21 protein-coding genes are annotated in these 26,050 nt (G+C 65.8%); 15 read left to right on the top strand and 6 right to left on the bottom strand.

All coding sequences use genetic code 11. The features are described 5' to 3' along the window. Window positions 1-462: 462 nt before the first annotated feature. On the bottom strand, window positions 463-1,650 hold the full coding sequence (locus tag ALA01S_RS21225) for a hypothetical protein (protein WP_157119161.1): 1,188 nt from the start codon (window positions 1,648-1,650) through the stop codon (window positions 463-465). A gap of 872 nt (window positions 1,651-2,522) precedes the next feature. Between ALA01S_RS21225 and ALA01S_RS21220 the strand changes: the two genes are divergently transcribed. The 3 genes from ALA01S_RS21220 (at window position 2,523) to ggt (ending at window position 6,141) form a co-directional block, all read left to right on the top strand. Continuing rightward, window positions 2,523-2,777: a hypothetical protein gene (locus tag ALA01S_RS21220; protein ID WP_066340713.1), complete on the top strand. Its 255-nt coding sequence runs from the start codon at window positions 2,523-2,525 to the stop codon at window positions 2,775-2,777. A 12-nt stretch (window positions 2,778-2,789) separates the two neighbouring features. Further along, a complete protein-coding gene (locus ALA01S_RS21215; RefSeq protein WP_066340710.1) occupies window positions 2,790-4,061 on the top strand; it encodes a DUF2325 domain-containing protein in 1,272 nt (423 codons plus the stop codon). A 175-nt stretch (window positions 4,062-4,236) separates the two neighbouring features. Then, entirely contained in the window at window positions 4,237-6,141 is a 1,905-nt protein-coding gene (gene ggt / locus ALA01S_RS21210) for a gamma-glutamyltransferase (RefSeq protein WP_084267789.1), read from the top strand. A gap of 52 nt (window positions 6,142-6,193) precedes the next feature. On the opposite strand, the gene ALA01S_RS21205 is transcribed toward ggt, so the two are convergent. Next, window positions 6,194-7,588 carry an aminotransferase-like domain-containing protein gene (locus tag ALA01S_RS21205; protein ID WP_066340706.1) on the bottom strand — a complete coding sequence of 465 codons (1,395 nt, stop codon included), beginning with the start codon at window positions 7,586-7,588 and terminating at the stop codon, window positions 6,194-6,196. 135 nt (window positions 7,589-7,723) lie between these two features. Here ALA01S_RS21205 and gabT point away from each other — a divergent pair, with 135 nt between their 5' ends. The 12 genes from gabT to ALA01S_RS32080 all read left to right on the top strand — a co-directional run bounded on the left by gabT (window position 7,724) and on the right by ALA01S_RS32080 (window position 22,896). Further along, on the top strand, window positions 7,724-9,019 hold the full coding sequence (gene gabT, locus ALA01S_RS21200) for a 4-aminobutyrate--2-oxoglutarate transaminase (RefSeq protein WP_066340704.1): 1,296 nt from the start codon (window positions 7,724-7,726) through the stop codon (window positions 9,017-9,019). A gap of 42 nt (window positions 9,020-9,061) precedes the next feature. Then, window positions 9,062-10,255 (top strand): acyl-CoA dehydrogenase, encoded by a 1,194-nt coding sequence (locus ALA01S_RS21195; RefSeq protein WP_066340702.1) that lies wholly within the window; start codon window positions 9,062-9,064, stop codon window positions 10,253-10,255. 48 nt (window positions 10,256-10,303) lie between these two features. Further along, window positions 10,304-11,536, top strand: coding sequence for a CaiB/BaiF CoA transferase family protein (locus ALA01S_RS21190; RefSeq protein WP_066340700.1), 1,233 nt, complete (start codon window positions 10,304-10,306; stop codon window positions 11,534-11,536). A gap of 49 nt (window positions 11,537-11,585) precedes the next feature. After that, window positions 11,586-12,680, top strand: coding sequence for an ABC transporter ATP-binding protein (locus tag ALA01S_RS21185; RefSeq protein ID WP_066340698.1), 1,095 nt, complete (start codon window positions 11,586-11,588; stop codon window positions 12,678-12,680). Window positions 12,681-12,790: 110 nt separating this feature from the next. Further along, window positions 12,791-13,822 carry an ABC transporter substrate-binding protein gene (locus tag ALA01S_RS21180; RefSeq protein ID WP_066340697.1) on the top strand — a complete coding sequence of 344 codons (1,032 nt, stop codon included), beginning with the start codon at window positions 12,791-12,793 and terminating at the stop codon, window positions 13,820-13,822. A gap of 194 nt (window positions 13,823-14,016) precedes the next feature. Continuing rightward, the gene (locus ALA01S_RS21175) at window positions 14,017-15,294 is read left to right on the top strand and encodes an ABC transporter permease (protein WP_066340723.1); all 1,278 of its coding nucleotides are present in this window, start codon (window positions 14,017-14,019) and stop codon (window positions 15,292-15,294) included. A 5-nt stretch (window positions 15,295-15,299) separates the two neighbouring features. Beyond that, a complete protein-coding gene (locus ALA01S_RS21170; RefSeq protein WP_066340721.1) occupies window positions 15,300-16,130 on the top strand; it encodes an ABC transporter permease in 831 nt (276 codons plus the stop codon). Between the two features lie 48 nt (window positions 16,131-16,178). Beyond that, window positions 16,179-17,150, top strand: coding sequence for an agmatinase (gene speB, locus ALA01S_RS21165; RefSeq protein ID WP_066340696.1), 972 nt, complete (start codon window positions 16,179-16,181; stop codon window positions 17,148-17,150). Window positions 17,151-17,310: 160 nt separating this feature from the next. Continuing rightward, entirely contained in the window at window positions 17,311-18,312 is a 1,002-nt protein-coding gene (locus ALA01S_RS21160) for a lysylphosphatidylglycerol synthase domain-containing protein (RefSeq protein ID WP_066340694.1), read from the top strand. Between the two features lie 555 nt (window positions 18,313-18,867). Further along, a complete protein-coding gene (locus ALA01S_RS33295) occupies window positions 18,868-19,560 on the top strand; it encodes a hypothetical protein (protein WP_157119160.1) in 693 nt (230 codons plus the stop codon). A 674-nt stretch (window positions 19,561-20,234) separates the two neighbouring features. Beyond that, window positions 20,235-21,308, top strand: coding sequence for a hypothetical protein (locus tag ALA01S_RS33290; protein ID WP_157119159.1), 1,074 nt, complete (start codon window positions 20,235-20,237; stop codon window positions 21,306-21,308). 418 nt (window positions 21,309-21,726) lie between these two features. Next, window positions 21,727-22,896, top strand: coding sequence for a PIN domain-containing protein (locus ALA01S_RS32080; RefSeq protein WP_084267787.1), 1,170 nt, complete (start codon window positions 21,727-21,729; stop codon window positions 22,894-22,896). A 421-nt stretch (window positions 22,897-23,317) separates the two neighbouring features. On the opposite strand, the gene ALA01S_RS21155 is transcribed toward ALA01S_RS32080, so the two are convergent. The 4 genes from ALA01S_RS21155 to ALA01S_RS34040 all read right to left on the bottom strand — a co-directional run. Continuing rightward, complete coding sequence (locus ALA01S_RS21155) at window positions 23,318-23,611, bottom strand: EscU/YscU/HrcU family type III secretion system export apparatus switch protein (protein ID WP_066340689.1); 294 nt, start codon at window positions 23,609-23,611, stop codon at window positions 23,318-23,320. 7 nt (window positions 23,612-23,618) lie between these two features. Further along, window positions 23,619-24,467, bottom strand: coding sequence for a hypothetical protein (locus tag ALA01S_RS21150; protein WP_157119158.1), 849 nt, complete (start codon window positions 24,465-24,467; stop codon window positions 23,619-23,621). Between the two features lie 133 nt (window positions 24,468-24,600). Further along, entirely contained in the window at window positions 24,601-25,053 is a 453-nt protein-coding gene (locus ALA01S_RS21145) for a hypothetical protein (RefSeq protein ID WP_066340682.1), read from the bottom strand. Window positions 25,054-25,827: 774 nt separating this feature from the next. Then, a partial coding sequence (locus ALA01S_RS34040) for a helix-turn-helix domain-containing protein (protein WP_169805975.1) occupies window positions 25,828-26,050 on the bottom strand: 223 nt, incomplete at its 5' end.

The following is a 26,050-nucleotide window of genomic DNA, read 5'->3' as shown; positions in this document are numbered from 1 at the left end:
CCGCAAGGGGCCGGCCGTTCTTTTTCTTGAGCCGCCGCCGCGCCCGTTCGCCACGCACCCGGGACAAAACACCCGTGCACCCCTGTCAATCCCTCCTATCGGAGGCGGCATGCCGTCTGCCCAGAATGGCTTCCATGGACGCCCGGCGCGTCGCCCGCCTTGCCGCACCGCGGCCGGGCCGGCGCCGCCGGGGCGGTCAGTGGCTTGTCTCCGGGACGACCCAGGGGGTCCCTTGGCGGCCGGCACCTCGCGGTGCCGGCCGCATTTCTATGCGGCACGCGCCGCTTGGGGACGGGCGATGACGACGCTGAGTGATCGCGACGTGCCGAGAACCTGCCGTGGCGGTTCATGCCGCGTCACGTCCCTTGCGCCGCGCAGCGAACACTGCGGGCGCGCACCAAAAAAAAGGCGGGCCGCCAGGGCCCGCCAACTTGCGGCAAGGAAAGAACGCGTCAGAACACGTCAGAGCGCGTTGGTGCACGACGCGAAGTTCGTGGGGCAGGTCGTGGTCAAGCCGCCGGCCGCGTCCTTCGGGAAGGTGGACGACTTGAACATGTTCAGCACGTTGGTGTAGGGGTACAGCGGGGCGGTCAGGTTCTTGGCCCAGAAGATGTAGTTGGCGTGCAGCCTGTTCTTGGCAAAGCCGTAGAGATCCGTCACCGCCGGGGGCGCGTAGGGGCCGCCTTGATACGTGGTGAAGTAGTTTTCGGCCTGTACCGAGGGGCCCAGGGCGACCTTGCCCGCGGCCGTGTCGTACAGCGGGTAGGCGGACAGCTCCAGCTCGCTGTCGTTGAGGAAGGTGTCCGGCCCGCCCAAGGAGACGCCGTTGTTCAGCGCGCTGTTGACCAGCCCGGGCATGTTGATGCGCGGGAAGTTGAAGAACTGCATCACCACCGTGTTGGGGAAGGCGCGCCGCGCGGCGGCGTCCATCAGCGCCAGGTTGTTGAAGAAGTCGGTCTTCTGCGTGCTGTTGAGCGGCACCACGGCCTGGCCCAGCGCGGTTTCGTTGAAGCCTATGCCTTCGAAGGTGTTGTTGCCGTTGTAGCGCTGGCCCAGCGCCGTCACGAGGGCAATCATGCGGTCGCGCACGGCCGGCACGTACATCGCGATGTTCTCGCCCGTGGTCGCTTCGGTGCCCAGGGTGTCCTTGGCATCGATCTGTATGCGGTACACGCCGCCGCCGTACTCGTCGGTGTGCATGTAGTCGGGCAGCGCCCGCCCGCCGGCACTGAACACCTTGGTGCCCACCATGATGAAGAGCTTCTTGCCCACGGCCTGCGCCATGGCCAGCTCCTTGTCGATCTCGCTGAAGTCGTAGCCGTCCTTGGTCGGCTCCAGGTCGCGCCACATGTAGCGCGTCTGCACGCCGCGCACGTTGGACAGCGAGGAGATTTCCTTGAACGTGCGCTGCACCAGGTCGTCCGTGGCACCGGCGCCCAACTGGACGTAGTGGCCGGGGTGCCACTTCACGCGGGTGTCGCCAGGCGTCAGCGCCTGGGCCGTGTCCAGACCCGCGGCCGACACCGCGGCCGGCATGGACGAAGACTGCGAAGACACCGTGCCGTCACCGCCGCCGCAGGCTGCAAGCAGCACCAGAGCCGATGCCAGGGACCCGGCCAGCGCCGGGCGCATATTCAGACGGATTTCCATGATACTTATTCCAGCTTTATTTCAGGGCAGCCCCCCTCAGGGCCGGTACCGGAATACACAAAAGGCCGCGACCTTTGCGTCGCAAGTGCCTGGCGGCATATTCATGTAATTCCGCACTCGCTGTCATTTCTGTTTGGAGCGCGATTTCTTAATCAGTACGCCTTTTATTTCGACGGCTGGAAAAACTTCATAAGTTACGTGTTTGTTAGATGCAGTGTGTTTAGTAACCATTGGTTTTATAACGATCACGCCATCCCTGGCACCAGCTTCCTGCTGTATTCAGCGCATGCGCGCGAGGGCCGTGCCGGCTTGCGCACGGCACCGGCCAGCCCTGGGGAACGCTGGGCCGGCATCTCAAAAAAACCGTTTCACAGCAGGGAAATTCTGGACATTGGTCTGCCGCTGTAACGGCTGAAGCGTGCGAGCGTCGCGGCCGGCACGCTCCAGCCGAGCCCCGCAGCTTCCCGGTCGGGAAGTCGAAAGCTTGTGCTGCATCAAAGGCGGTACGGATACATTCGCGCCGCAAACCATTCGTCGAACACTGGGTCGGTTTGTAACCTGGCACTGTGTTTGATATAGATCAGAAAAACCCGGTTGCACGATTGGCGCGATGGCCTTGTAAATACCGAAGGCCGGTTTTAAAGCTTCGCGGCAAGGGAGCAACGAAAAGGTTTGTCGATGACAGGCCGGCAAAATATTCCGGTCGGTATGTTCAATGGGCCAGGCATGCCGGAACACCGTTCGCACGGCCGCGATCGCCGGCCACGGCTGCCGGCTTGACCCGAATCGCCATCATCGTCTAGCATTGCAAATGCGAATCGTTCGCAATAAAGTGCCCACCAACGAGCCTTTGGCGAACAAGGAGAGCCGATTTGGATCAAGACCGACCCGAGCGCAGCAGCGGCTGCGAGCCGCGGCCGCTGGCGCAGTCCGCCGTCGGACAGGTGCTGGTGTGCGAGCACTGCCGCCAGATGCACCTGCAGGTTGGGCCGCTGACGCTGCGGCTCACGCACGAGGCGTTTGCGGACCTGGCCGTGCTGCTGCAGTCGGCCCAGCGGGCACGGCAGGCCGGCGTCCAGGCCTGTGTGGAAGGTGACCCTGCCGCTGCGGCGGCCGTCTGGCATTGAGGAGGCCTTGGCATGTGCGCTGAAGAACGCCCGGGCCTGCCCTGCAAGCACGCGCAGGCCGCCAACGCGGTGATGTTCGGCCGCGGCTCGCGCCGCCGCCGCCTGTGGGACCTGGCGCCCACCGCCTACTGCCCGGTGATTGGCGTGTGCGTGCCGCTGCCGCTGCTGCGCCGCGTGGCGGAAAAGGCCGTGGGCGGGACCCTGCCCACGGACGACTACGAGCTGCACTGCGCCGCCATCACCGAGTCCAAGGCCCGCACGCCGCTGGCCGAGCGGCTGCAGCGCGAGCTCGACGAGCGTTTCGCCCTGGCCCTGGGCGCCGCGGCGCGCTGCAAGAGCACCGAGGCGCTGGCGCAGTGGTGGCAGGCGCAGTTGCGCTTGGGCGAGGCCGTGCCCGCCGCCTTTTGGTCCACGCTCACGCACGGTCGCTGCGACGCCGTGCTGGAGGAGCGCGTGCTGCGCGACGTGCACATGCTGCAGCACCAGGTGGGCGCGGCCGAGCGCGTGGACCGCGCGCGCTTTGCCGAGCTGGCGCGCGAGCACGGCGTGCTGGTGCGCGAGCTGGCCGCGGCGCAGCAGCGCAGCACGCAGGCGCTGGCGCAGCGCGCGGCCGTCATCGAGCAGCAGGCCGCGGAGTTGGTGCGGCTGCGCGCGGCGCTGATCACGCGCGACACCGAGCTGCAGGCGCTGCGCGCCGAAGTCGACGAGCTGCGCTTGGGGCTGCCGGACCTGCCCACGCGCCGCGCCCAAGCCGAGCAGCTCACGCGGCAGCGCGCACGCATAGAGGCGCTGGAGCGGCGCCTGGCGCAGGCAGCGGCGACGGTGGCTCGTCCGGCCGAACCCGCCGTGCCGCAGCCCGCAGCCGCCGCCGCCTGCGACGAGCGCGTCACGCCGCTGCCCGTGCCGCCGCGGCTGGACGACAAGGCCGTGCTGTGCGTGGGTGGCCGCTCGGCCAGCGTGCCGGTGTACCGGCAGCTCGTGGAGCGCAGCGGCGGGCAGTTCCTGCACCACGACGGCGGCGAGGAGGAGAGCGCGGCGCGGCTGGAGTCCAGCCTCGCGGCGGCGGACCTGGTGATCTGCCAGGCCGGCTGCATCAGCCACGGCGCCTACTGGCGCGTGAAGGACCACTGCAAGCGCACCGGCAAGCAGTGCGTGTTCGTGGACAAGCCCAGCGCCGCCGGGCTGCTGCGCGGCCTGCGCGAGGCGGCGCAGCGGCTGTCGCCACAGGACGAGCCGGCCGAGGCGGTTGCCGGCGCAACCGCTGGCGGCGCTGAAGCGGACTGAAGCCGGCCCGCCACGCCCGCCTGCCTAGCACTTTGCGCCGCGCCCTTGCCGCCCGCATCTGGGCGTGGGCGCAGGGCCTTCAGTCCAACTCCCCGCTGGCAAAGTGACTGCCCGCCGCGGGCGGCCGCCTCGATGGCCGCCCAGGGCGTCATCACAGTTCACGAGGAGTTGGAACATGACGACGTGTAAGCCCCTGTGCATGCCTTTGCGCCTGTTGCCGCGCGCGGTGCTGCTGGCCTGTGTCGCTCTCGGCGCGGTGCACGCCCATGCGGGCGGGCCGGTGTCCCTGGGCGAGCTGCCGCGGCTGGCGGCGTGGAAGCAGCAGGGCGTGGTGGCCGTGGCCAACCCCTATGGCGCCGAGGCCGGCGCGCAGGTGCTGGAAAAGGGCGGCAACGCCATAGACGCGGCCGTGGCCATCGCCTATGCGCTCAACGTCGTGGAGCCGCAATCCGCAGGCATGGGCGGCGGCGGCTTCATGATGATCCACCACGCCGCCTCGGGGCAGACCTTCTACATCGACAGCCGCGAGAAGGCCCCTGCCGGCGCCACGGCCGACATGTTCGTGGGCGTGCCCAATCCCTCGCTGCAGGGCGTGGCCGTGGGCGTGCCGGGCATGGTGGCGGGCACGGCGCTGGCGCTGCAGCGCTGGGGCAGCATGCCGCTGGGCCGCGTGCTGCAGCCCGCCATCAAGCTCGCCGCCAAGGGTTTTGAAGCGACACCGCGCTACGCCGACCCGGCCGTGGCCTGCAACCCGCGGGCGCTGAATTCGCCGGAGACGGCCGCCTTCTTCTGCCCCGGCGGCCAGCCGCCGGCCGTGGGCTCGTTGGTCCGCAACGAGGCCCTGGCCGGCACGCTGCGCCTCATCGCCGCCCACGGCCCCGACTGCTTCTACCGCTACATGCCCGCCAAGGGCTGCGACATCGCCAGGGGCATCGTGGAGGGGCAGCAGTTCAACCGCCCGCAGGCCGCCGGCGGCAAGGGCGGCAGCATGACCTACGCGGACCTGACCGCCTACAGCCCCGCGCTGCGCCAGCCCGTGCAGGGCACCTACCGCGGCTACGTCATCAAGGCCATGTCGCCGCCGTCCTCAGGCGGGCTGACCATGCTGCAGGTGCTCAAGATGCTGGAGCGCTTCCCCTTGGGCGACACGGCCCAGGGCTACGGCTTCGGCGCGCTCAAGACCGCCAACGTCATGGCCGACGCGCTGCGCACCGCCTTCGCCGACCGCGCCGTGTGGATGGGCGACGCCGACTTCGTCTCCGTGCCGGGCCGCGGCCTGCTCAACGGCACCTACGTGGGCCTGCGCGGCGCGCCCATCGTCCCGGGCCAGCTCCTGCCCACGCCCACCTTCGGCGACCCGCGCCCCTACGAAACCGCCCAAGCCCAGTCCAACCTCCACCTGGCCGTGGCCGAGCCCGTCAACGGCCCCGGCGAGACCACGACGCACTTTGCCGTGATGGACCGGCAGGGCAACATGGTCTCCTACACCAACACCATCGAGTCCTCGCATGGCATTGGCGTGTTCGCGGGCTACAAGCGCGCCGACGGCAGCTTGCGCAACCATGGTTTCCTGCTCAACAACGAGCTGACCGACTTCAACCTCGCGCCCACCACCAACCCCGTCACTGGCGAGGGCGGCTACAACGACGTGCAGCCCGGCAAGCGCCCGCGCAGCAGCATGACGCCCACCATGATCTTCACGGCTGACGGCAAGCCGCTGCTGGCCTACGGCTCGCCGGGGGGCTCCACCATCATCAGCTCGGTGCTCAACGTCACGCTCAATCTCATAGACCACAAGATGCCGCTGCAGCAGGCCATTGACGCCCGGCGGCTGGCCGTCACCGGCGCGGGCCCCTCCATCAGCACGGAGCTGGGCATGCCGCAGGCGACGATAGACGGCCTCAAGGCCCTGGGCTACACGGTCAGCCTCACCGACATCGGCGCGGTGCAGGCCGTGGGCGTGGACCCGTCCACCGGCCGCTACTACGGCGGCGCCGACGCGCGGCGCGAGGGCACCGTCATCACGCTGCCGCGCAGCAAGCCGCTGCTGGCCTGGCTGGGCGACCTGCTGGCGCCCTGAGCGCGGCAAACGCTTGCTCCCGCCGCGCGGCGGGCGGGCGGCCGGCGCGGCGTCAAATGCCGCGCCGCTGCGCCTCCAGGAAGGCAAACAGCTTCTCGTCGCTGCAAAAGGTCACGTTGAAGCGCAGCCAGGGGCTGGGTGCGAGCTCCGGCATGAAGAGGTGGCCCGGGCCCAGCATGATCCCTTCCGCCGCCGCGCGGTTGGACAGCTCCCCGCTGTCGCTGATGTCCGGGTGCCGCGCCCACAGGTACAGGCCGCAGCCGGGCTCGGCGAACAGCTCGAAGCCGATGTCCGTGAGCCGCTGCGCCACGTGCTGCTGCGCCACCGCCAGCCGCTCGCGCAGGCTCTTGAGGTGCTTGCGCCAGCGCGAATCGGTCAGCGCCCCGTACACCAGCCGCTCGTTCAGTTCCGAGGACGTGAGCCCCGACACCATCTTGAGCTGGCCCAGGTCCTCGATCAGGTCCGGGTTGGCCGCCAGCCAGCCCACGCGCAGGTTGGGCGAGATGGTCTTGGAGAAGCTGCCGATGTGCACCACGCGCTGGAGCTGGTCCAGGCTGGCCAGCGAGGCGCGCGGCTCCGGGTCCAGCTCGGCGTAGATGTCGTTTTCCACCAGCGTGATGTCGTGCGCCTCGGCCAGTTGCAGCAGCCGGTGCAGTTGCGCCAGCGGCGCGATGGAGCCCGTCGGGCTTTGCAGCCGCGGCTGCGTGAAGAACACGCGCGGGCGGTGCTCCTGGATGAGCGACTGCAGGGCCGCCAGGTCCCAGCCCGTGGGCGTGCGCGGCACGCCGATGAGGCGCGCGCCCTGCAGCCGCAGCATGAACATCAGGTTGGAGTAGCCCGGCTCGTCCACCAGCACCGCGTCGCCCGCGCGCACCAGGCGCCGCGCGGCCAGGTCCAGCGCCTGGCTGGAGCCCTGCGTGAGCAGCAGTTGCTCCGGCGGCACCGTGATCTCCTGCTCCGCCAGTTGGGTGCACAGCAGCCGGCGCAGCTCGGTGTAGCCCTTGGGATGGCCGTAGCCCGTGATGTCTATGGGCTCGGTGGCGAGCTGGCGCAGCGCGCGGCGCATGCCGTCCTCGAACAGCCAGTCCCCGGGCAGCCAGCCGCAGCCGGGCTTCATGCGCAGGTCGCGGTGCTCGAAGATCTTGCGCATGTACCACATGCCGTCGAAGCCGGAGCCCGGCCGCTCCGCGGCGCCGTCCTGGGCCTGCGGCAGGCGCTGGCGCACGAAAAAGCCCTGGTGCGGGCGCGAGACCAGCCAGCCTTGTGCCACCAAACGGTCATACGCTTCCACGACGGTGAACACGCTCACCTCGTGAGCCGCGGCGAACTGGCGCACCGACGACACCTTGGTGCCCGGGCGCAGCGCGCGCGACTCGATCAGCCGCCGGTAGCCCTCGACGATCTGGGTGACCAAGGGGACGGAGGAGCGGGGCTGGAGGTCGAGCATGGCAAGGTGAACCGGTCAAACGGACTGCGCTGTATCGGCCCGGCGGCCAGTACAGCGCCGCAAGGGCTGTACATGGTAGAGGCCCCGCATGGCTCCTAGAGTGGGCGACCTTGCAACGTCGCCCCGAAATCCGCCATGTCTGACGCCATTGCCGCCTCCGCTTCCACCAATGCCGCGCTGATGGCCCGCCGTGCCACGGCCGTGCCCCGCGGCGTGGGCCAGGCGCACCACGTCTTCATCGACCGCGCCGAGAACGCCGAGATCTGGGACGTGGAAGGCCGCCGCTACATCGACTTCGCCGGCGGCATCGCCGTGCTCAACACCGGCCACCGCAACCCCGACGTCATCGCCGCCGTGCAGGCCCAGCTGGAGCGCTACACCCATACCTGCTTCCAGGTCGTGGCCTACGAGCCCTACGTGGCGCTGGCCGAGAAGCTCAACGCCATGGCCCCCGGCGACTTCGCCAAGAAGACGCTGCTGCTGTCCACCGGCGCCGAGGCCGTGGAAAACGCCGTCAAGATCGCCCGCGCCTACACCAAGCGCTCGGCCGTCATCGCCTTCGGCAGCGGCTACCACGGCCGCACCATGTTCACGCTGGGCCTCACCGGCAAGGTCGCGCCGTACAAGACGGGCTTCGGTCCCTTCCCCGGTGAAATCTTCCACGCCCGCTTCCCCAACGAGCGCGCCGGCGTGACGGTGGACGACGCCATCGCCTCCATCGAAGCGCTGTTCAAGAACGACGTGGAAGCCGACCGCGTGGCGGCCATCATCATCGAGCCCGTGCAAGGCGAGGGCGGCTTCAACGTCGCGCCGCCGGAGCTGCTGCGCCGGCTGCGCGCGCTGTGCGACGCCAACGGCATCCTGCTCATCGCCGACGAGGTGCAGACCGGCGCGGGCCGCACCGGCACCTTCTTCGCCATCGAGCACGCCGGCGTGGCGCCGGACCTCGTCACCCTGGCCAAGTCGCTGGCCGGCGGCTTCCCGCTGTCCGCCGTGGTGGGCCGCGCCGAGGTGATGGACGCTCCCGGCCCCGGCGGCCTGGGCGGCACCTACGCGGGCTCGCCGCTGGGCTGCGCCGCGGCGCTGGCCGTGATCGAGACCTTCGAGCGCGACAAGCTGCTGCAGCGCAGCCGCGACGTGGGCGAGCTGCTCACGCAGGGCCTGCGCGACATGGCCTCGCGCCGCGCGCAGATCGCCGACGTGCGCGGCTTGGGCGCCATGGTCGCCGTGGAGCTGGTGGACGCCCAGGGCGCGCCGGACGCCGACCTCACCCGCCGCATCGTGGCCGAGGCCTGCCGCCGCGGGCTCATCCTGCTGTCCTGCGGCACCTACGGCAACGTGCTGCGCATCCTCGTGCCGCTCACGGCCTCCGACGAGCTGCTGCGCGAAGGCCTGAGCATCATCGACGCCAGCTTCGACGCCGTGGCCTGATACAACCGCGGGCATCCCATCCACCCCGAGGAGACAGAAGCCGTGCCCAACAAGCCCAACAAACCCGTCTTTGCCTGGGACGACGCCCTGCAGCTTGAGCAGCAGCTCAGCGCCGACGAGCGCGCCGTGCGCGACGCCGCCCACGACTACTGCCAGGGCCGCCTGGCGCCGCGCGTGCTGCAGGCCTTCCGCAACGAGCAGACCGACCCGGAGATCTTCCGGGAGATGGGCGAGCTGGGCCTGTTGGGCGCCACGCTGCCGGAGGCCTATGGTGGTTCCGGCCTCAACTATGTCTGCTACGGCCTCATCGCCCGCGAGGTCGAGCGCGTGGACTCGGGCTTTCGCTCCATGATGAGCGTGCAGTCCTCGCTGGTGATGCTGCCCATCTTCGAGTTCGGCACCGAGGCGCAGAAGCAAAAGTACCTGCCCAAGCTCGCGCGCGGCGAGTGGATAGGCTGCTTCGGCCTCACCGAGCCGGACCACGGCTCCGACCCCGGCAGCATGGCCACCCGCGCGCGCTGCGTGCCCGGCGGCTTCGAGCTCACGGGCTCCAAGACCTGGATCACCAACAGCCCCATCGCCGACGTGTTCGTCGTGTGGGCCAAGGACGACGAGGGCGCCATCCGCGGCTTCGTGCTGGAAAAGGGCATGGCCGGCCTGGAAACGCCGGCGCTGCACGGCAAGGTGGGCCTGCGCGCCTCCATCACCGGCCAGATCCTGATGGAGCGCGTGTTCGTTCCGCAGGAAAACGCCTTCCCGGACGTGCGCGGCTTGAAGGGCCCCTTCACCTGCCTCAACAGCGCGCGCTACGGCATCGCCTGGGGCGCGCTGGGCGCGGCCGAAGACTGCTACGCCCGCGCCCGCCAGTACGTGCTGGACCGCCGCCAGTTCGGCCGCCCGCTGGCCGCCAACCAGCTCGTCCAGAAGAAGCTGGCCGACATGCTCACCGAGATTTCGCTGGGCCTGCAGGGGGTTTTGCGCCTGGGCCGCATGAAGGACGAGGGCACGCCCCCGGTCGAGCTGACCTCCATCATGAAGCGCAACAGCTGCGGCAAGGCGCTGGACATCGCCCGCGTGGCGCGCGACATGCTCGGCGGCAACGGCATCAGCGACGAGTACGGCATCGCTCGCCACCTCGTGAACCTGGAGGTGGTCAACACCTACGAGGGCACGCACGACGTGCACGCGCTCATCCTGGGCCGTGCCATCACCGGTCTGCAGGCCTTCTCCTGCTGACCGGCTGACGTTGCGCCCGGCCATGGCCCGCACCCCCGGAGTCCGCCCATGAGCCCGCTGGCCGGCATCCGCGTCCTGGACCTCTCCCGCGTGCTGGCCGGCCCCTGGGCGGGGCAGCTGCTGGCCGACTACGGCGCCGACGTCATCAAGGTCGAGCGCCCGGGCAGCGGCGACGACACGCGCGGCTGGGGCCCGCCCTGGTGGGGCGAGGCGGCCGAGCGCATGTCGGCCTACTACCTGTGCGCCAACCGCGGCAAGCGCTCCATCGCCGTGGACATCGCCAGCCCCGAGGGCGCGCAGCTCGTGCGCACGCTTGCGGCCGAGGCCGACGTGCTGCTGGAGAACTACAAGGTCGGCCAGCTCGCGCGCTACGGCCTGGATGCCGCTTCGCTGCGCGCGCTCAACCCGCGCCTGGTGTACTGCTCCATCACCGGCTACGGCCAGACGGGGCCGGAAGCCTCGCGCGCGGGCTACGACTTCGCCATACAGGCCGCCGGCGGCCTCATGAGCGTCACCGGCGAGGCCGAGGGCACGCCGCACACGCAGCCGCAAAAGGTCGGCGTGGCCGTGGTGGATCTGATGACGGGTGTGTACGCAACCACGGCGATTCTGGCCGCGCTGCAGGGGCGCGAGCGCACGGGGCAGGGCTGCCACATCGACACCGCGCTGCTGGACGTGCAGGTGGCCATGCTCGCCAACCAGGCCAGCAACCACCTCGTGGGCGGCGTGGTGCCCAGGCGCATGGGCAACGCGCACCCCAACATCGTTCCCTACCAGGTGTTCGCCACGGCCGACGGCCACATCGTCCTGGCCGTGGGCAACGACACCCAGTTCGCGAAACTCTGCGAGCTGGTGGGGCAGATCGAGGTGTCGCGCGATGTCAGGTTCGCGACAAACGCCGCACGCGTGGCGCACCGTGCCGAGGTGGTCGGCATGGTGGCACAATGGATGGTTGCGCACTCAACAAGTGCATGGTGCGCACGATTGGATGCGGCAGGCGTGCCCTGCGCACCATTGAGAAGCATTGACCAGGTGTTCCAGTCCCAGCAGGTGCTGGCACGGGGAATGCTTATAAAAACAGGCTGCGGCGACGATGCCGCAGGCAGTGTGCCCCTGGTGGCCGCGCCCGTGCTGTTTGACGGCGAGCGCGCGGCGGCCCGGCGGGGCCCGCCCACGCTGGACCAGCATGGTTCGGCGCTGCGGCAGGCGATTGCCGAGCGCGGGGGCTGGCCCGAGGCCACGGATGATGGAGACCCAACCAATGACCACTCTCGCCGCTGAACGGCCCGCTGGCGTTGCATCAGCAACGGCATCCCCGCGGTCTGCCGTCGTGCCCGCGGACGCGCAAGTAAGCTTTTGCGGTGTGCAAAAGAGCTACGACGGCCAATCGCTGGTGGTGCGGTCGCTGGACCTTCACATCCGCCGCGGCGAGTTCCTGACCCTCCTGGGCCCCTCGGGGTCGGGCAAGACCACCACGCTGATGATGCTCGCGGGCTTCGAGAGCCCCACCGCCGGCGAGATCCTGCTCGACGGCACGCCCATCACGCGCACCCCGCCGCACAAGCGCAACTTCGGCATGGTGTTCCAGAACTACGCGCTGTTCCCGCACATGACGGTGGGCGACAACGTGGGCTACCCGCTCACCGTGCGGCGTGTTCCTCGCGACGAGATCGCCCGCCGCGTGAAGCAGGCGCTGGCCATGGTGCAGCTCAACGGCAAGGACGACCGCTACCCCGCCCAGCTCTCCGGCGGCCAGCAGCAGCGCGTGGCGCTGGCGCGCGCGCTGGTATTCGACCCGCAGCTCGTGCTGATGGACGAGCCGCTGGGCGCGCTGGACAAGCAGTTGCGCGAGCACATGCAAATCGAGCTCAAGGCGCTGCACCAGCGCCTGGGCGTGACCTTCGTCTACGTGACGCACGACCAGGGCGAGGCGCTGACCATGAGCGACCGCGTGGCGGTGTTCAACGACGGCGAGATCCAGATGATCGACGCGGTGGAGCGCCTCTACGAGGAGCCTTCCAACCGTTTCGTGGCCGGCTTCATCGGCGACAGCACCGTGCTGCAGGGCACGGCCGGGGCGACGGACGCCCTGGGCCGCCGCGAGCTCATCCTGGCGGACGGCAAGCACCTGCTGGGTGTGGACGTCAACGGCGTGCCCGCGGGGCAGCCGCTGACGGCCTCCATCCGGCCTGAGCGCATCGAGGCCTCGCCCGTGGCGCTGGCCGGCGGCGCCGACACGCCCAACGTGCTGCAGGCCACCGTGATCGACGTGCTGTACTTCGGCGACCACCTGCGCCTGCGCTGCGCCCTGCCGGGGCAGCCCGAGGCCACGGTGAAGCTGCCGCTTTCCGGCAACTGGCATCCGCAGCCGGGGCAAATGGTGTGGCTGCGCATGGCGCCGCAATACCTGCGGCTCTACGCCTGATCGCACCCGCGGCAGCCGCCGCGGACGCGGCTGCGCGCGCAACGGTTTTACGGTTCCCGTCCCCTGTCCCCGTTCCCGTCCCCTGTGATCCCCCTGGAGGAGTCCTCGTCATGAAAATCAAGACCATGGCCGCCGCCGTGCTGGCCCTGTGCTCGCTGCCCGTGCTGGCGCAGCAGTCCCTGACCGTCGTGAACTTCGGCGGCGCCAACGGCGCGGCCCAGCGCAAGGCCTTCACCGAGCCCTTCGAGAAGAGCGCCGGCGTGAAGGTCGTGCCCGTCGAGTACAACGGCGAGCAGGCCAAGGTGAAGGCCATGGTCGAAGCCAAGAAGGTGACCTGGGACCTCGTGGAGGTGGAGAGCCCCGACGCCAACCGCGGCTGCGACGAAGGCCTGTTCGAGAAGATGGACTGGTCGCAGGTCGGCAGCAAGGCCGACTTCCAGCCCGCCGCCGTCACCGAGTGCGCCGTGGGCATCTTCGTGTGGTCCACCGTGCTGGCCTACGACGGCGACAAGCTCAAGGACGCGCCCAAGAGCTGGGCCGACTTTTGGGACGTCAAGAAATTCCCCGGCAAGCGCGGCATGCGCAAGGGCGCCCGCTACAACCTGGAATTCGCCCTGCTGGCCGACGGCGTGGCCCCGGCCGACGTCTACAAGGTGCTGGGCACGCCCGCCGGTGCCGACCGCGCCTTCAAGAAGCTCACGGAGCTGCGCTCCAACATCCAGTGGTGGGAAGCCGGCGCGCAGCCGCCGCAGTTCCTGGTGGCCGGCGACGTGGTCATGAGCACCGCCTACAACGGCCGCATCGACGCCGCGCAGCGCGAAGGCAAGCCGCTGAAGATCACCTGGAACGGCGGCATCTATGACCTGGACTACTGGGTCATCCCCAAGGGCACGCCCAACAAGGCGCTGGCCATGAAGTACATCGCCTTCGCCTCCACGCCCGAGACCCAGGCCGAGTACGCCAAGAACATCTCCTACGGGCCGACCAACAACAAGGCCCTGTCCAAGCTGGACGCCAAGGTGCTGGCGCAACTGCCCACCTCGCCGGCCAACGCCAAGAACTCGCTGCAGTTCAACATCCACTTCTGGGCCGACCAGGGTGAGGTGCTGGAAAAGCGCTTCGCCTCCTGGGCCGCGCAGTGATTCCGCGGCCGCCCACCGGCCGTCAACCGTTCCCTCCCGCGCCCAACCTGTAGGCGCGGGCCAGGCTTGCCCAAGGGCCTTCTCCCGGTCCGACCCCACAAGGGCTTGGGCAAGCCTGACCTCCACACGGCAGATCGCTGCCGTCCAACCAGCACAGTCAACAAGGAAGCAGCGGCATGGCAGGCGCGCACGCAATGCAGGATCTCGGCTCGGCCCCGCCGCCGCCCAGCGCGGCGGAAGCCCAGGCGCTCACGCTGGCCAAGGCGCTCTCGCGCGCCGAGGGGCGGCGCAAGCGCCAGGCGCTGCTGCTCACCTTGCCGCTGCTGGCCTTCCTGGTGGCGGTGTTCATCGTCCCCATTGGCGCGCTGCTCATGCGCGCCGTCGAAAACCCCGAAGTCGCGCGCGCCCTGCCGCGCACGGCGCAAGCCCTCGCCGGCTGGGACCGCCAGAGCGAACCCGCCCCGGCCGCGTTCGCCGCCGTGGTGGCCGACCTCTCGGCCATGCCCGACAGCGCGGACGCCGGCGCGCTGGCCCGCCGCCTCAACAGCGAGGTGCCGGGCTCGCGCTCGCTGGTGATGGGCGCCTACCGCGCCAGCCAGGACGCGCTGCGCGACCCCGCGCTCAAGGCCGAGGACGTGCGCGCCAGGCTGCTGGAGATGGACCCCCGCTGGGCCGAGCTGCCCTACTGGCAGGCCATCGCCAAGAACGCCTCGCGCTGGACGCCGGACTACCTGCTCGCCGCCGTGGACCTGCGCCGCGAGGCCGAGGGCGGCATTGAGCGCATGCCGGAGGACCAGCGCGTCTTCGGCCGCATCCTGCTGCGCACCTTCCAGATCAGCGTGGTGGTCATGCTGACCTGCCTGCTGCTGGGCTACCCGCTGGCCTACTGGCTTTCCACGCTGCCCGCGCGCAAGGCCAACGTGCTCATGATCCTGGTGCTGGTGCCGTTCTGGACCTCCATCCTCGTGCGCGTGGCCGCCTGGATCGTGCTGCTGCAGCGCGAGGGCCTGATCAACAAGGCGCTGCTGGGCCTGCACGTGGTCGCCGAGCCGCTGGCGCTGCTGTTCAACCGCACGGGCGTCATCATCGCCATGACGCACATCCTGCTGCCCTTCATGATCCTGCCGCTGTACAGCGTCATGAAGTCCGTGCCGCCGACCTACGTGCGCGCCGCCGTCTCGCTGGGCAGCACGCCGCTGGCCGCCTTCGTGCGCGTGTACGTGCCGCAGACCTATGCGGGCATCGGTGCCGGCGCGCTGCTCGTGTTCATCCTGTCCATCGGCTACTACGTCACGCCCGCGCTGCTGGGCGGGGCGGACGACCAGATGCTGTCCTACTACATCGCCCAGTACACCAACGTGGACGTCAACTGGGGCATGGCCGCGGCGCTGGGCGCGCTGCTGCTGGGCAGCACGCTGGCCCTGTACGGCGTGTACCGCCGCTTCGCACGTGCCGAGCTGAGCCTGGGGTGAGCGCCATGAACCCGTTGAATCGATTCCTGCCTGATTTCCCCGCCTACGCCACGCCGCTGGACAAGCTCGGCTGGTGGGCGCTGCGCGTGGCCTGCGTGGGCGTGCTGCTGTTCCTGCTGCTGCCCATCCTGGCCATCGTCCCGCTGTCGTTCTCGGCCAGCTCCTTCCTGGCCTACCCCATGCCGGGCTGGTCGCTGCAGTGGTACGAGCAGCTCCTGGCCTCCGACGACTGGGCCCGTGCCGCCCGCAACAGCTTCATCGTGGCCCCGCTGGCGACGCTGCTGGCCACCGTGCTGGGCACGCTGGCCTCCGTGGGCCTGGCGCGCGTGCAGTTCAAGGGCAAGTCGGTGCTGATGAGCGTGCTCATCGCGCCCATGGTGGTGCCCGTGGTCGTGGTGGGCGTGGGCACGTACCTCGTGTTCGCGCGCATCGGCCTGGCGGACACCTACCTGGGCCTGGTGCTGTCGCACGCCGCGCTGGGCGCGCCCTTCGTCGTCACCACCGTGCTGGCCACGCTGCAGGGCTTCAACCACAACCTCGTGCGCGCCAGCCTGGGGCTGGGTGCCGGGCCCGTTGAAACCTTCTTCCGCGTCACGCTGCCGGTGATCGCCCCGGGCGTGATCTCGGGTGCCCTGTTCGCCTTTGCCACCAGCTTTGACGAAGTGGTCGTGACCCTCTTCATCGCCGGCCCGGCGCAGGCCACGCTGCCGCGGCAGATGTTCACGGGCATACGCGAGAACATCAATCCGACCATCGCGGCCGTGGCCACGCTGCTGATCCTCTTCACCACCGCGCTGATGCTGACGCTGGAGTGGATTCGCGGCCGCCGCCGCTGACTTCACGCACCGGCCGTGCCGGCGCGCTCATCCTTCGCGAGTCCTGCCATGAGCGCTTCGACCGACCAACCGTCCCCGTCCCTGAACCAGCCGCTCAGCGGCAACGCCATGCCGCGCTTTGGCGGCCTGGCGACCATGATGCGGCTGCCCGCGGCCGACTCGCCCGCCGGCCTGGACGCCGCCTTCATCGGCGTGCCCCTGGACATCGGCACCAGCCACCGCCCCGGCGCGCGCTTCGGCCCGCGCCAGGTGCGGGCCGAGTCCGCGCTGCTGCGCCCCTACAACATGGCCACGGGCGCCGCGCCCTTCGACACGCTGCAGGTGGCCGACTTGGGCGACGTGCCCATCAACACCTACTCGCTGGACAAGTCGCTGGACATCATCACCGGCTACTACCGCCGGGTGCTGGAGGCCGGCTGCAAGCCGCTGACCCTAGGCGGCGACCACACCATCGCGCTGCCCATCCTGCGCGCCATGGCCGAGCGCCACGGCCCGGTGGCGCTGGTGCACGTGGACGCGCACGCCGACGTCAACGAGAGCATGTTCGGCGAGCCCGTGGCCCACGGCACGCCGTTTCGGCGCGCGGTGGAGGAGGGGCTGCTGTGCGGGCACAAGGTCTGGCAGATCGGCCTGCGCGGCACCGGCTACGCGGCGGACGATTTCGACTGGCCGCGCGCCCAGGGCTTCAACGTCGTCCCGGCGCACGAGGTGTGGTGGCGGTCGCTCGCGCCGCTGATGGGCGCGGTGCGCGACTCCATTGGCGACCACCCGGTCTACCTGAGCTTCGACATCGACGGCATAGACCCCGCGTATGCCGGCGGCACCGGCACGCCGGAGATTGGCGGGCTGACCGTGCCGCAGGCGCTGGAGATCGTGCGCGGCCTGCGCGGGCTCAACCTCGTGGGCGCCGACCTCGTGGAGGTCTCCCCGCCCTACGACCCGACGGGCAACACCGCGCTGCTGGGCGCCAACCTGCTGTACGAGATGCTGTGCGTGCTGCCGGGCGTGCGCACGCGCTGAAGGTTTCACGCGCCGGCGGCTGACGGCAGGTCCGCCCCGGGCGCCTGACGCGGTGCCGCACGCGGGTGGCTGTCCGGCAGCGTCGTCGGACAGCGCCTACAGCCGCTCGCGGCGGCGTCGGCTGGCGCCTTTGACGGGGGGCGGCGAGCATGGTTCCACCATGCTCAGTGATTCACCGCCCGTCCCCGTCGCCAGCTCCCTGTGGGCTTCCCTGCACGCCGCCTGGCAGCGCATACGCCGCTGGGCGGTGCCGGTATTGGGCTTGTTGGTGCTGGCGCTGCTGCTGTCACGCGCGCACCAGATCGACTGGGCCGGTGCCTGGGCCGCGCTCAAGCGCTACCCGCTGCAACTGCTGCTGGCCGCGTGGGCGCTGGCGACGCTGAGCCACGCGCTCTACGGCTGTTTCGACCTCATAGGCCGCGGCCACGTGCGCCACCGCGTGGCGCGCTGGCGCACCTGGGCGATCGCGGTATCCAGCTACGCCTTCAACCTCAACCTGGGCTCACTGGTGGGTGGCGTGGCGATGCGCGCCCGCCTGTACGCCCGCGCTGGGCTGGACGAAGCGACCGTGGCGCAGGTGGTGGGCCTGAGCCTGGCGACCAACTGGCTGGGCTACGGCCTGCTGGCCGGCAGCCTGTTCACCGCCGGCGTGATCACGCTGCCGACCAAGGCTTTCCTGCCGGACTGGACCCTGCGCGCCGTGGGCGTGCTGATGCTGGCGCTGGCTGCGGGTTACGTGCTGGCCTGCGCCAAGTGGCGCGGCCGCGAATGGAGCATCCGCGGCCGCCGCCTGCAACTGCCCAGCCCGGGGCGCGCCATCGCGCAACTCGCGTTCTCGGCGGCCAACTGGGCGCTGATGGGCGGCGTGATGTACCTGCTGCTGGGCGAGCGGCTGCCGTATGGGCAGACGCTGGCCGTGCTGATGGCGGCTTCGGTGGTGGGGGTGGTCACGCCCATTCCGGCCGGGCTCGGCGTGTTGGAAGCGGTTTATCTGGCGCTGCTGTCCGGGCGGCTGGGGAATGGGGAGGTGATGGGGGCGGTGCTGGCTTATCGGGCTCTCTATTACCTGCTGCCGTTAGTGGGGGGGATTGGGTTGTATTTGATGCTTGAGCGGTATGCGGCTAAGCATGAGGGTGTAGGTGGGGCTAAGGGAAATCAGTAATGCTACGAGTTACTGGGTCGGTGGCATTGAAATTGAAATCAAGCCACTGGCTGCCCCGATAAATTGATATTCCAACACTTTTGGATTGAATGGCGCACGGCCAATGCCGCTTGGCTTTGGCATCCCGCAAGCCGCGACCGTTCACACCCCGCTTCGTCATTCCCGCGAAGGCGGGAATCTAGGCGGCCCCACTGTGGGGCGTAGGGGTGGCGTGAGAACACTGTGTTATTGAGGGCTGTCCGCTGGCTCATGCACTTAAGTGGACCTCAATTATAGTCTTTGCGGGAATTGCGATGCTGGTTCCGTGCTGCGTGCGATTTCCATGAGAGACGTTAGCGGTTCGCACTGGCCGCGCATAGGCGGACATTGATCGGCAGTTTTTGCTATGTCTGCTTTGTGCACAAAGCGGGCACAGAGCGGATCAGCATCATCGAAATTAAATTTTTATCAAATTCCTGGCAGTCCTCACGATCAGGGGTCATTAAACTGCATGCGATCGGTGATAATAAGTCCCCAAGTCCTACTTTACAGTAGGTTAAATCACTATCTTTAGGCATGATTCCGGTGAGCGAAACAACACTCCAAGGCAATATTTATCTGGGCGGTAGCGGCTACCCCCTGGTGCCAGGTGTATCGTGCGATGTGACTTTCTCTGATCAAGAGATTCGGGTAAGGGCACTGCGGGGGGCATCGTTTTCTATTCCGTTGATCGAAGTGTGCAGCATCGAGATTTCCGGCCCTGGCAACGTGACAAAGGGTGGCGGTTTCATTGGTGGGGGTTTTGGTGTTGATGGAGCGCTGGCTGGAATTGCCCTTGCAGGCATACTCAATGCGTTGACAACGAAATCTGAAATTCACACGTTTTTGGCGGTTACTTCAAACGTTGGAGAAATGCATTTGCATTATCCTGGGATGGAGCCTGCAGCGCTTCGTATTGCACTAGCTGACACGTTCACACGATTGCGTCGCCTTGATTCCGCTTGGCAGCGTCAGCGTATTAGTATTCTTGAAATGCAAAAAGAGTATGGACAACTATCTGAGGAAGATTTTGACCGCTTGAAAGAAAGAGTGATCCATTCGCTGCAGCAGAATCCGACTCAAACAATTTCCGCGACAGTATTCGAGCTACCCAAAGATATAGGCAGTTGCCCGTCCTGTCATACTACTATCCCGTTGAGCTCGCAGGAATGTCCTAAATGTAGGGCGATGTTTGGTGAGGGGGCTACTTGGAAAATTATCCCTCTTTAGGCTCAGCCGCAGCGACAAGTGCTCATTTCGTCTGGAGTGGCAAATACAGCGTAGTAGGTGAAAAGCCGCCTGAGGTCTTTTTCCACTAGATCCGGTACGCCGCTTGGCTCGACGTGGGAGGAGATCAGTGGTCTCGCTATGAGAGGCCGGTTAAAGTGCCAAGCTGGCTGCCAACAATTGGTCTATTGACGGCGGCCGGTGAACGCCTGCTTCGCAGCGAAAGCGGCCGATCGACCATAGCCCTGGACTCGGAAGCTAGCCAAGAGCCATTTTCAAGCGATAAAAGCACTTGCAATGCAAGTTATCTTAAGATTGTTTAAGATCTGATTGGTGTCGACTGTCAAAGTGTCTATATCGTTGCACGAACGCACCAAAAATAACGACGTCTCTTGCCGCATCACAGTATTTCTATGTAGATAATTCAAGAGCGAATTGACGGGAGGCTTGTAAAGCGTCATGCGTCTGATTGCTTGAAATAAAGTAAAAGTCGTTATTTAGGGAGTTGCGATCACTGCGCCATATTGTGTTCATGCTATTGCGGCTTAGAGGCCACGCTGGACTTCCTTGTGGGATGCGCAGGGTTTATACACCCATGAGCGGTGCTACAATATGGCTGCGCAGGCAGTCATTTTATTTGCACAAAATAGTGCATTCACTCACGCCAATTAAGACCAGTGAAAAAACACATCAAAGAAAAATTCCATGCAGTCAAGCAGCAGGCACTCGCGGACTTGAATGCTTTCAAGAGGATTTTTCTAAAAATATGGTGGACATTTCCGATAGCTCTCATGGGACTGATATTCTACTTATTCTATCAAGGAGAAATTCCAACAAAAGGCAGCGACTTCACAGAGAAAGGGCAATTTGGGGACAGTTTTGGGGTGCTTAACTCGCTATTCACTGGTTTAGGATTTGGCGGCCTTATTGTAACACTAATACTTCAGCAAAAGCAGATCGCATATCAAGAAGCCGAAGCAAAGAAACAAAGGAAAATTGATAGTAGACTGCATTACGAGGACATCCTATATAGGTTACTGGATATATACACAAGCACGCTAAATGATGTATCAACAAAGAAGGGAGACCTGCGCGGTAGAACCATGCTCCGAGTCTCCATTGACAAGGCCATTGAGTCGATTAAAAAGGAAAAAATGCATCTTATCCCTCTTCGCACTCAGCAACGCTATGACAGTAAGAAACTAACTGCTGACGATGAAGAGCTTTTGGATTATCTATATTTCAGAAATTTCAAAATTTTGTCGACGGAGCTAGATCGGCAAGGGAGGCTTGTGGATACACTCAAAGTACTGCTGCGCCATCTTGTTTGCGAAGCGCCGGAGCACACATTAATAAAACCATATTGTGATTTAATATGCGCACAACTCACGTCCATCGAGGTTTCATATTTTTTTCTGATTTCACTTGCTTTTAAAGATGAAGATGAGCTTCGGGATCTATTTGCAAAATCAAAATTAATAGAGAAAGGTGCATATATAAGTCGTCTACGCGTTCACGACTACATGTATGAGCAGTTCTGGGGGATAAATATTCGTCAGCATAAGGAGCCGCAGTTGCTTCCTATGTCCGACGCAAGAATCAGCAACGCGGTCCGCGCTTATCAACGCAAATTCAGTTCTAGCGCTATGGAAACGGTCTTTAATACAGATCATAAAGCGGACGAAGATGCTATTGTTGTGGCATTGCGGCCTAACGGAAGTGCTGAAGGAGGCGCTCATGGCGAAGCTTGAGTAATTAACGGCTTAAAGTGAATTGATTGGCGTCTCCCTAGCCACATGCGCTCGACCATACCGGAACAAGGTTGGCGGAGCCTATTTGGCTACGGCCTTGTAAAGAAGTTTGCTTTTAAATGCCCGTGCCCGCACTTCGTTACGTTGAGCACTATCATCGTGCATAGTTTCAGGCGGTGCGCACTTGGGAGCATTTCATCTAACCAGTATGTCAACTGAGGACGCTGTACCAAACGGCGTCTGAAATTAAGTTTTGAAGTGATGCCAAGAACTTGCGCCCGAAGAAGTGGCCGCGCCCACTATGTAGGCACATCGCTGGCGCTACGTGGCAAACCATTTTTGAGTCGCAGATAAACTGCGAGAACAATCTTTCAACAGCGAATACGATAAACGCCTAACACGGAGACCAACTCAAATCATGTCCAAAGAGAACAGTCAGAACGAATCTCCAGAAATCAGCGCATACAAAGAGAGATTTTCAAACCCGGAATTGATATTTACCCATGGCTGGAGTCCAGTCGAAAGAATCAAGGACAACTGCATCGTTTCTTTAGACACAAACGTCCTGCTCGCTCCTTACAAGCTGCGCAAAGAAAGCATTGATGCTATTGAGAAAATATACAAAAAACTTAAGGTTGAAGGCCGAATTTTTATATCAAAGCAAACCGTGCGGGAGTTCGCTGCAAACAAATCAAATAAGCTTGCGGAAATAAGCCATGGGATACACGAAAGAAAGCTTAAGCTGAAACCATCGCCAGAATACCCCATTCTTTTTGATCTGCCAGAATACGAAAAACTCCAGCAAGTATCAAAAGATCTAAAAGAAAGAATAGATCATTATAATTCGGCCCTTGACGCTATTGCAGACAAGATAAAGGAATGGGTGTGGCACGACCCAGTTGTTCAAATGTACTCAAAGATATTTTCAAAAGAGGTTATCGTTGAACATAATCTCTCAGATGACGCTCTAGCAAAGGACTTAGCTCGTAGAAACAAATTTAAAATTCCCCCAGGGTATAGAGACGCAAGCAAGGAAGAAAATTCCGAGGGAGATCTTTCTATTTGGCACACCCTCCTCGAAATTGGCAGAAGCCACAATAAAGACCTTGTGTTCGTATCGGAAGACAGAAAGCCTGATTGGTGGATTAGAAGCACCGGTTCCGCGCTCATGCCTAAATATGAGCTTATCCACGAATATCAAAACGTCGCAAACGGAAAAAGCCTTCATCTTCTAATTTTCTCGGAGTTTCTTGAGAAGTTTGATGTTGCGCCCGACGTAGTAGAAGATGTAAAAAGCGAAGAACTGCGAGTTGAAATTCTCCGATCGGCACGACAAGGGGCATATCGAAGATATTCAAGGGCGAGGATCATGGGCATGCTTGCAGCCCAAGGTGTCGACTTAACACAATGCTCAGTTTGCGGCTATAAGCCTGAGCAAGGTGATCGTCTTCTAGAAATTCACCACATAAAGCCCTTGAGCGAGGGCGGCGCGGATGCTCCAGAAAATGTGGCCGTCCTATGTCGTAACTGCCACATGAATATTCACGCAAACCGTTCAGAAGACAGTTCTGCCGACGAGGCAGACTAATTGGTCAGCATCACACACACATTATATTGCTGCCATATCGAAAGCACGATAATTGGCTTCTCTAGCCTATGGCGCTGGGTCGTTGGATCTGATTCCTATTGAGAATTTACCGTCTTAAAAACGCCCTTAGCAGAATGCCATAACTTCTAGTTTGGGAACCAAGCCGGGTCTAAAGACACAGTGATTGAAGGACTGCTCTCAGCCTTGAGCAGCCGTTCAGAAAAGATAGCTGTCTGACTGCAGTTGGCCGAAAGCGGAAGTTGACCCCTTTCAGTCAGGCGGTCGCTTCCACTAAAAACAAACATAAATGGCCGAAAAACTACAAGCACCAACGCACAGGCCAATTTTAAAACACACGAATCTAAAGCATAAACCTTCATCTTAGCATCGGTAGCATTCCACCATCCCAATCCAATTTGCCCTACTTCTTCCCCTTCCCCCCCAACCTCCAAACCCAAGCCAATATCTCCGCCACAGCCGCATAAAGCTCCGTCGGAATTTCCTTGTCCAATTTCACGTGCATCAGCGCCCGCGCCAGTTCCGCGGATTCGGTGATGGGGATGCCCGCCTCCCGCGCCAATTCCATGATTTTCTCGGCCGTCTGGTTGTAGCCCTTGGCCACCACCTTGGGCGCGCCCACTTGCGACATGGTGTCGTAGGTCAGGGCCACCGCGGCGCGGCGGCGGGCGAGGTCGTCTTGGGCGTCGTGGGTCATGGCGGGTTCAGTCGTCCGTGCGCGCGCGCACGTTCGCGGCCAGGCCGCGCGCCTGCAGCGATTCGCGCAGCTCGTTCAATTGCGCCGACGCCTGGCCGCCCAGGGCGCCGCTGCCGGTGATGTCCACGTTCATGGGCGCGTGCTCGCCCGGGAAGGCCGCGCCCAGCGCCAGCTCCGCGGTGACGTCGATCACGCCGTCCTCCGTCTGGTGGCGCAGGCGTATGCGGGCGATGCGGTGGCCGCCGTGCCCGTCGGCCTCGCGCTCTAGCTCCATCTGCGCGGGCGGGCGGCCCTCGCGCCGCACTTCCATCGACGCCTGGCCGGTGAGCGCCGCGCTCAGCATGGCGTTGAGCAGGGCGCCGGCCGCCTGCTGCTGCGGCGGCTGGGCCTGCGGCGCGGCGGACTGCCGCGTGGCGGCGTCCCCCTGCGCGCCTTGCGCGGGCGCCCCGTCGCCGGAGGGCGCCTGCTGCGGCTCCTCCTGCAAGACCTCGGCGTTGTCTTCGGCGGCGTTCAGGCTCAGCGCGCCGGCCAGGGCCTGGGCGATGTGGCGCGCGGCGCTGGGCGGCGCGGCTTCGGCGGCGGGCTGGTCGGGGGTGGCCTGAGGCGGCAGCTCCAGCGTGTTGGGGTCTTCGTGGCCCTCGGGGCCTATCTCCACCACGGGAAAGCCAAAGGACGCCAGCGCCGCGACGCCGCGCCCAAGCGGGCTCAAGTCCACCGCGCCCGCCGCGCTGGCCAAGGCGGTCAGCGCCGCGGCCTTGTCGCCTAAACCGCTGGCGGTCTGCGCGGTGGTCACCGGCACGGCAACCGGCTCCACCTTGGGCGGCGCGTTTACATGGGGGGTGGCGTTGACTTTCACCCGTGAATTCTAGGAAGCGGTGGATGCCCGCCCGCCGCCGCCGGGCGTGCAGATGCCACACCGCGCGCGGGCGCGGCAACGGCGAGCCCTCCGCCGCGCCCACCCCGGGCACGGACCAGACGGTCCGACCGGCTCAGCGCACTTCGGCCCGGCGCCCGCGGTCGCGGCCCGCGCCGTGGCGCCGGCTCCAGCGCCGCCACAGGACGACACCCAGCAGTGCCGCCAGCGTCAGCGCGCCGGCCAGGGCCGGCAGCCGCTGGCCGGAGAGGGGGCCCAACAGCAGCACCGCCACCGCGCCGCCGGCAATCAGCGCCAGCATCGCGTTGTCGTCGGCCGGTGCGGTGGCCGGCACCAGCACGCGCGCGGCCAGCAACTGGCGCGCGATCTCGGCGCGCAGGGCGCCGCGCCGGCGCGCCGCGTCGGCACCGGCGGCTTGCACGGCAGCGTCCACCGCGGCGGCGTCCAGCCCGCCCAACAGCTCGGCCGCGCAGGCGTCGAGCCCATTGGGTACGCCATCGGCCAGCCGCCAGCGCGGATGGCGCAACACGGCTTCCAGGGCCGCTTGAAGCTCGCTGTATGCAGGCATGCCGGTCTCCCCTCGCTTCTTGTCGGATGCAGGGCAGCTTGGGCAGGGCGGCGGGCCGCGGGATTGCGGTGCGTCAAGCGCGCGACCGGCATGCGGGCTGGCGGGTGACGCGGGCGTGACAGGCGTCACGCGCGGGACGTGCCGCTTCGCGCCTGCGCCGTACCGGCCGTGCGCGCCCGGGAATGCGGCTGGGGTGCGCCGCTGTCCGGGGATGTTGGCCGGCGTCAGCCGAAGGTTGGCCCGCAGCGCACCCCTACTTCGTCATTCCCGTGAAGGCGGGAATCCAGGTGGCCCCAGCGTCAGCCGAAGGTTGGCCCGCAGCGCACCCCTACTTCGTCATTCCCGCGAAGGCGGGAATCCAGGTGGCCCCCAAGCCAGCCGCCAGCTCATGGGCCGGCGTCACAAGGTTCAAAACCGCGTCTTTCCTGCGTTGCCCCTTCGCTCTGACGTGGGGCCGCCTGGATTCCCGCCTTCGCGGGAATGACGAAGCGGGGTGCGAAGTGCCTGGGCTCACGGGCTACCAACGACAACCAACTTTCCAGCAGTGCGTCTTCGCGGGCATGACGAAGTGGGGTGTGAAGCGCCTGGGCTCACGGGCTGCCAACGACAACCAACTTTCCAGCAGTGCGCCTTCGCGCGCATGACGAAGTGGGGTGCGAAGCGCCTGGGCTCACGGGCTGCCAACGAAAACCAACTTTCCCCGGACAGCCCTGGGCCCGCGCGGCATCGCGCAGCTTCGTGGACAGGGCTTGCGGCCAGCGCGCCGCGCCGAAGTCAGTCGGCTGGCGGCGAGGGCGGCGGCGCCGTTGGCGCCGGCTCCTCCAGCGCCCGCAGCTTGCGGTACAGCGAGCGCTCGCTGATGCCCAGCCGCCGCGCCAGTTCCGCACGGCTGCCGCGGTGCTCGGCCAGCAGCGCCGCCAGCGCCTCGCGCTCGGCGTCGCGCAGCGGCTGCCCGCTGCGCGCGGGCGCGGCCACGGCCGCCGGCAGCGCCGCGCGG

This window comes from Azohydromonas lata NBRC 102462 (assembly GCF_001571085.1).
Lineage (GTDB): Bacteria > Pseudomonadota > Gammaproteobacteria > Burkholderiales > Burkholderiaceae_C > Azohydromonas > Azohydromonas lata.
Note: the sequence above shows the minus strand (reverse complement) of the source record. Positions and strands in the feature narration are given on the sequence as shown.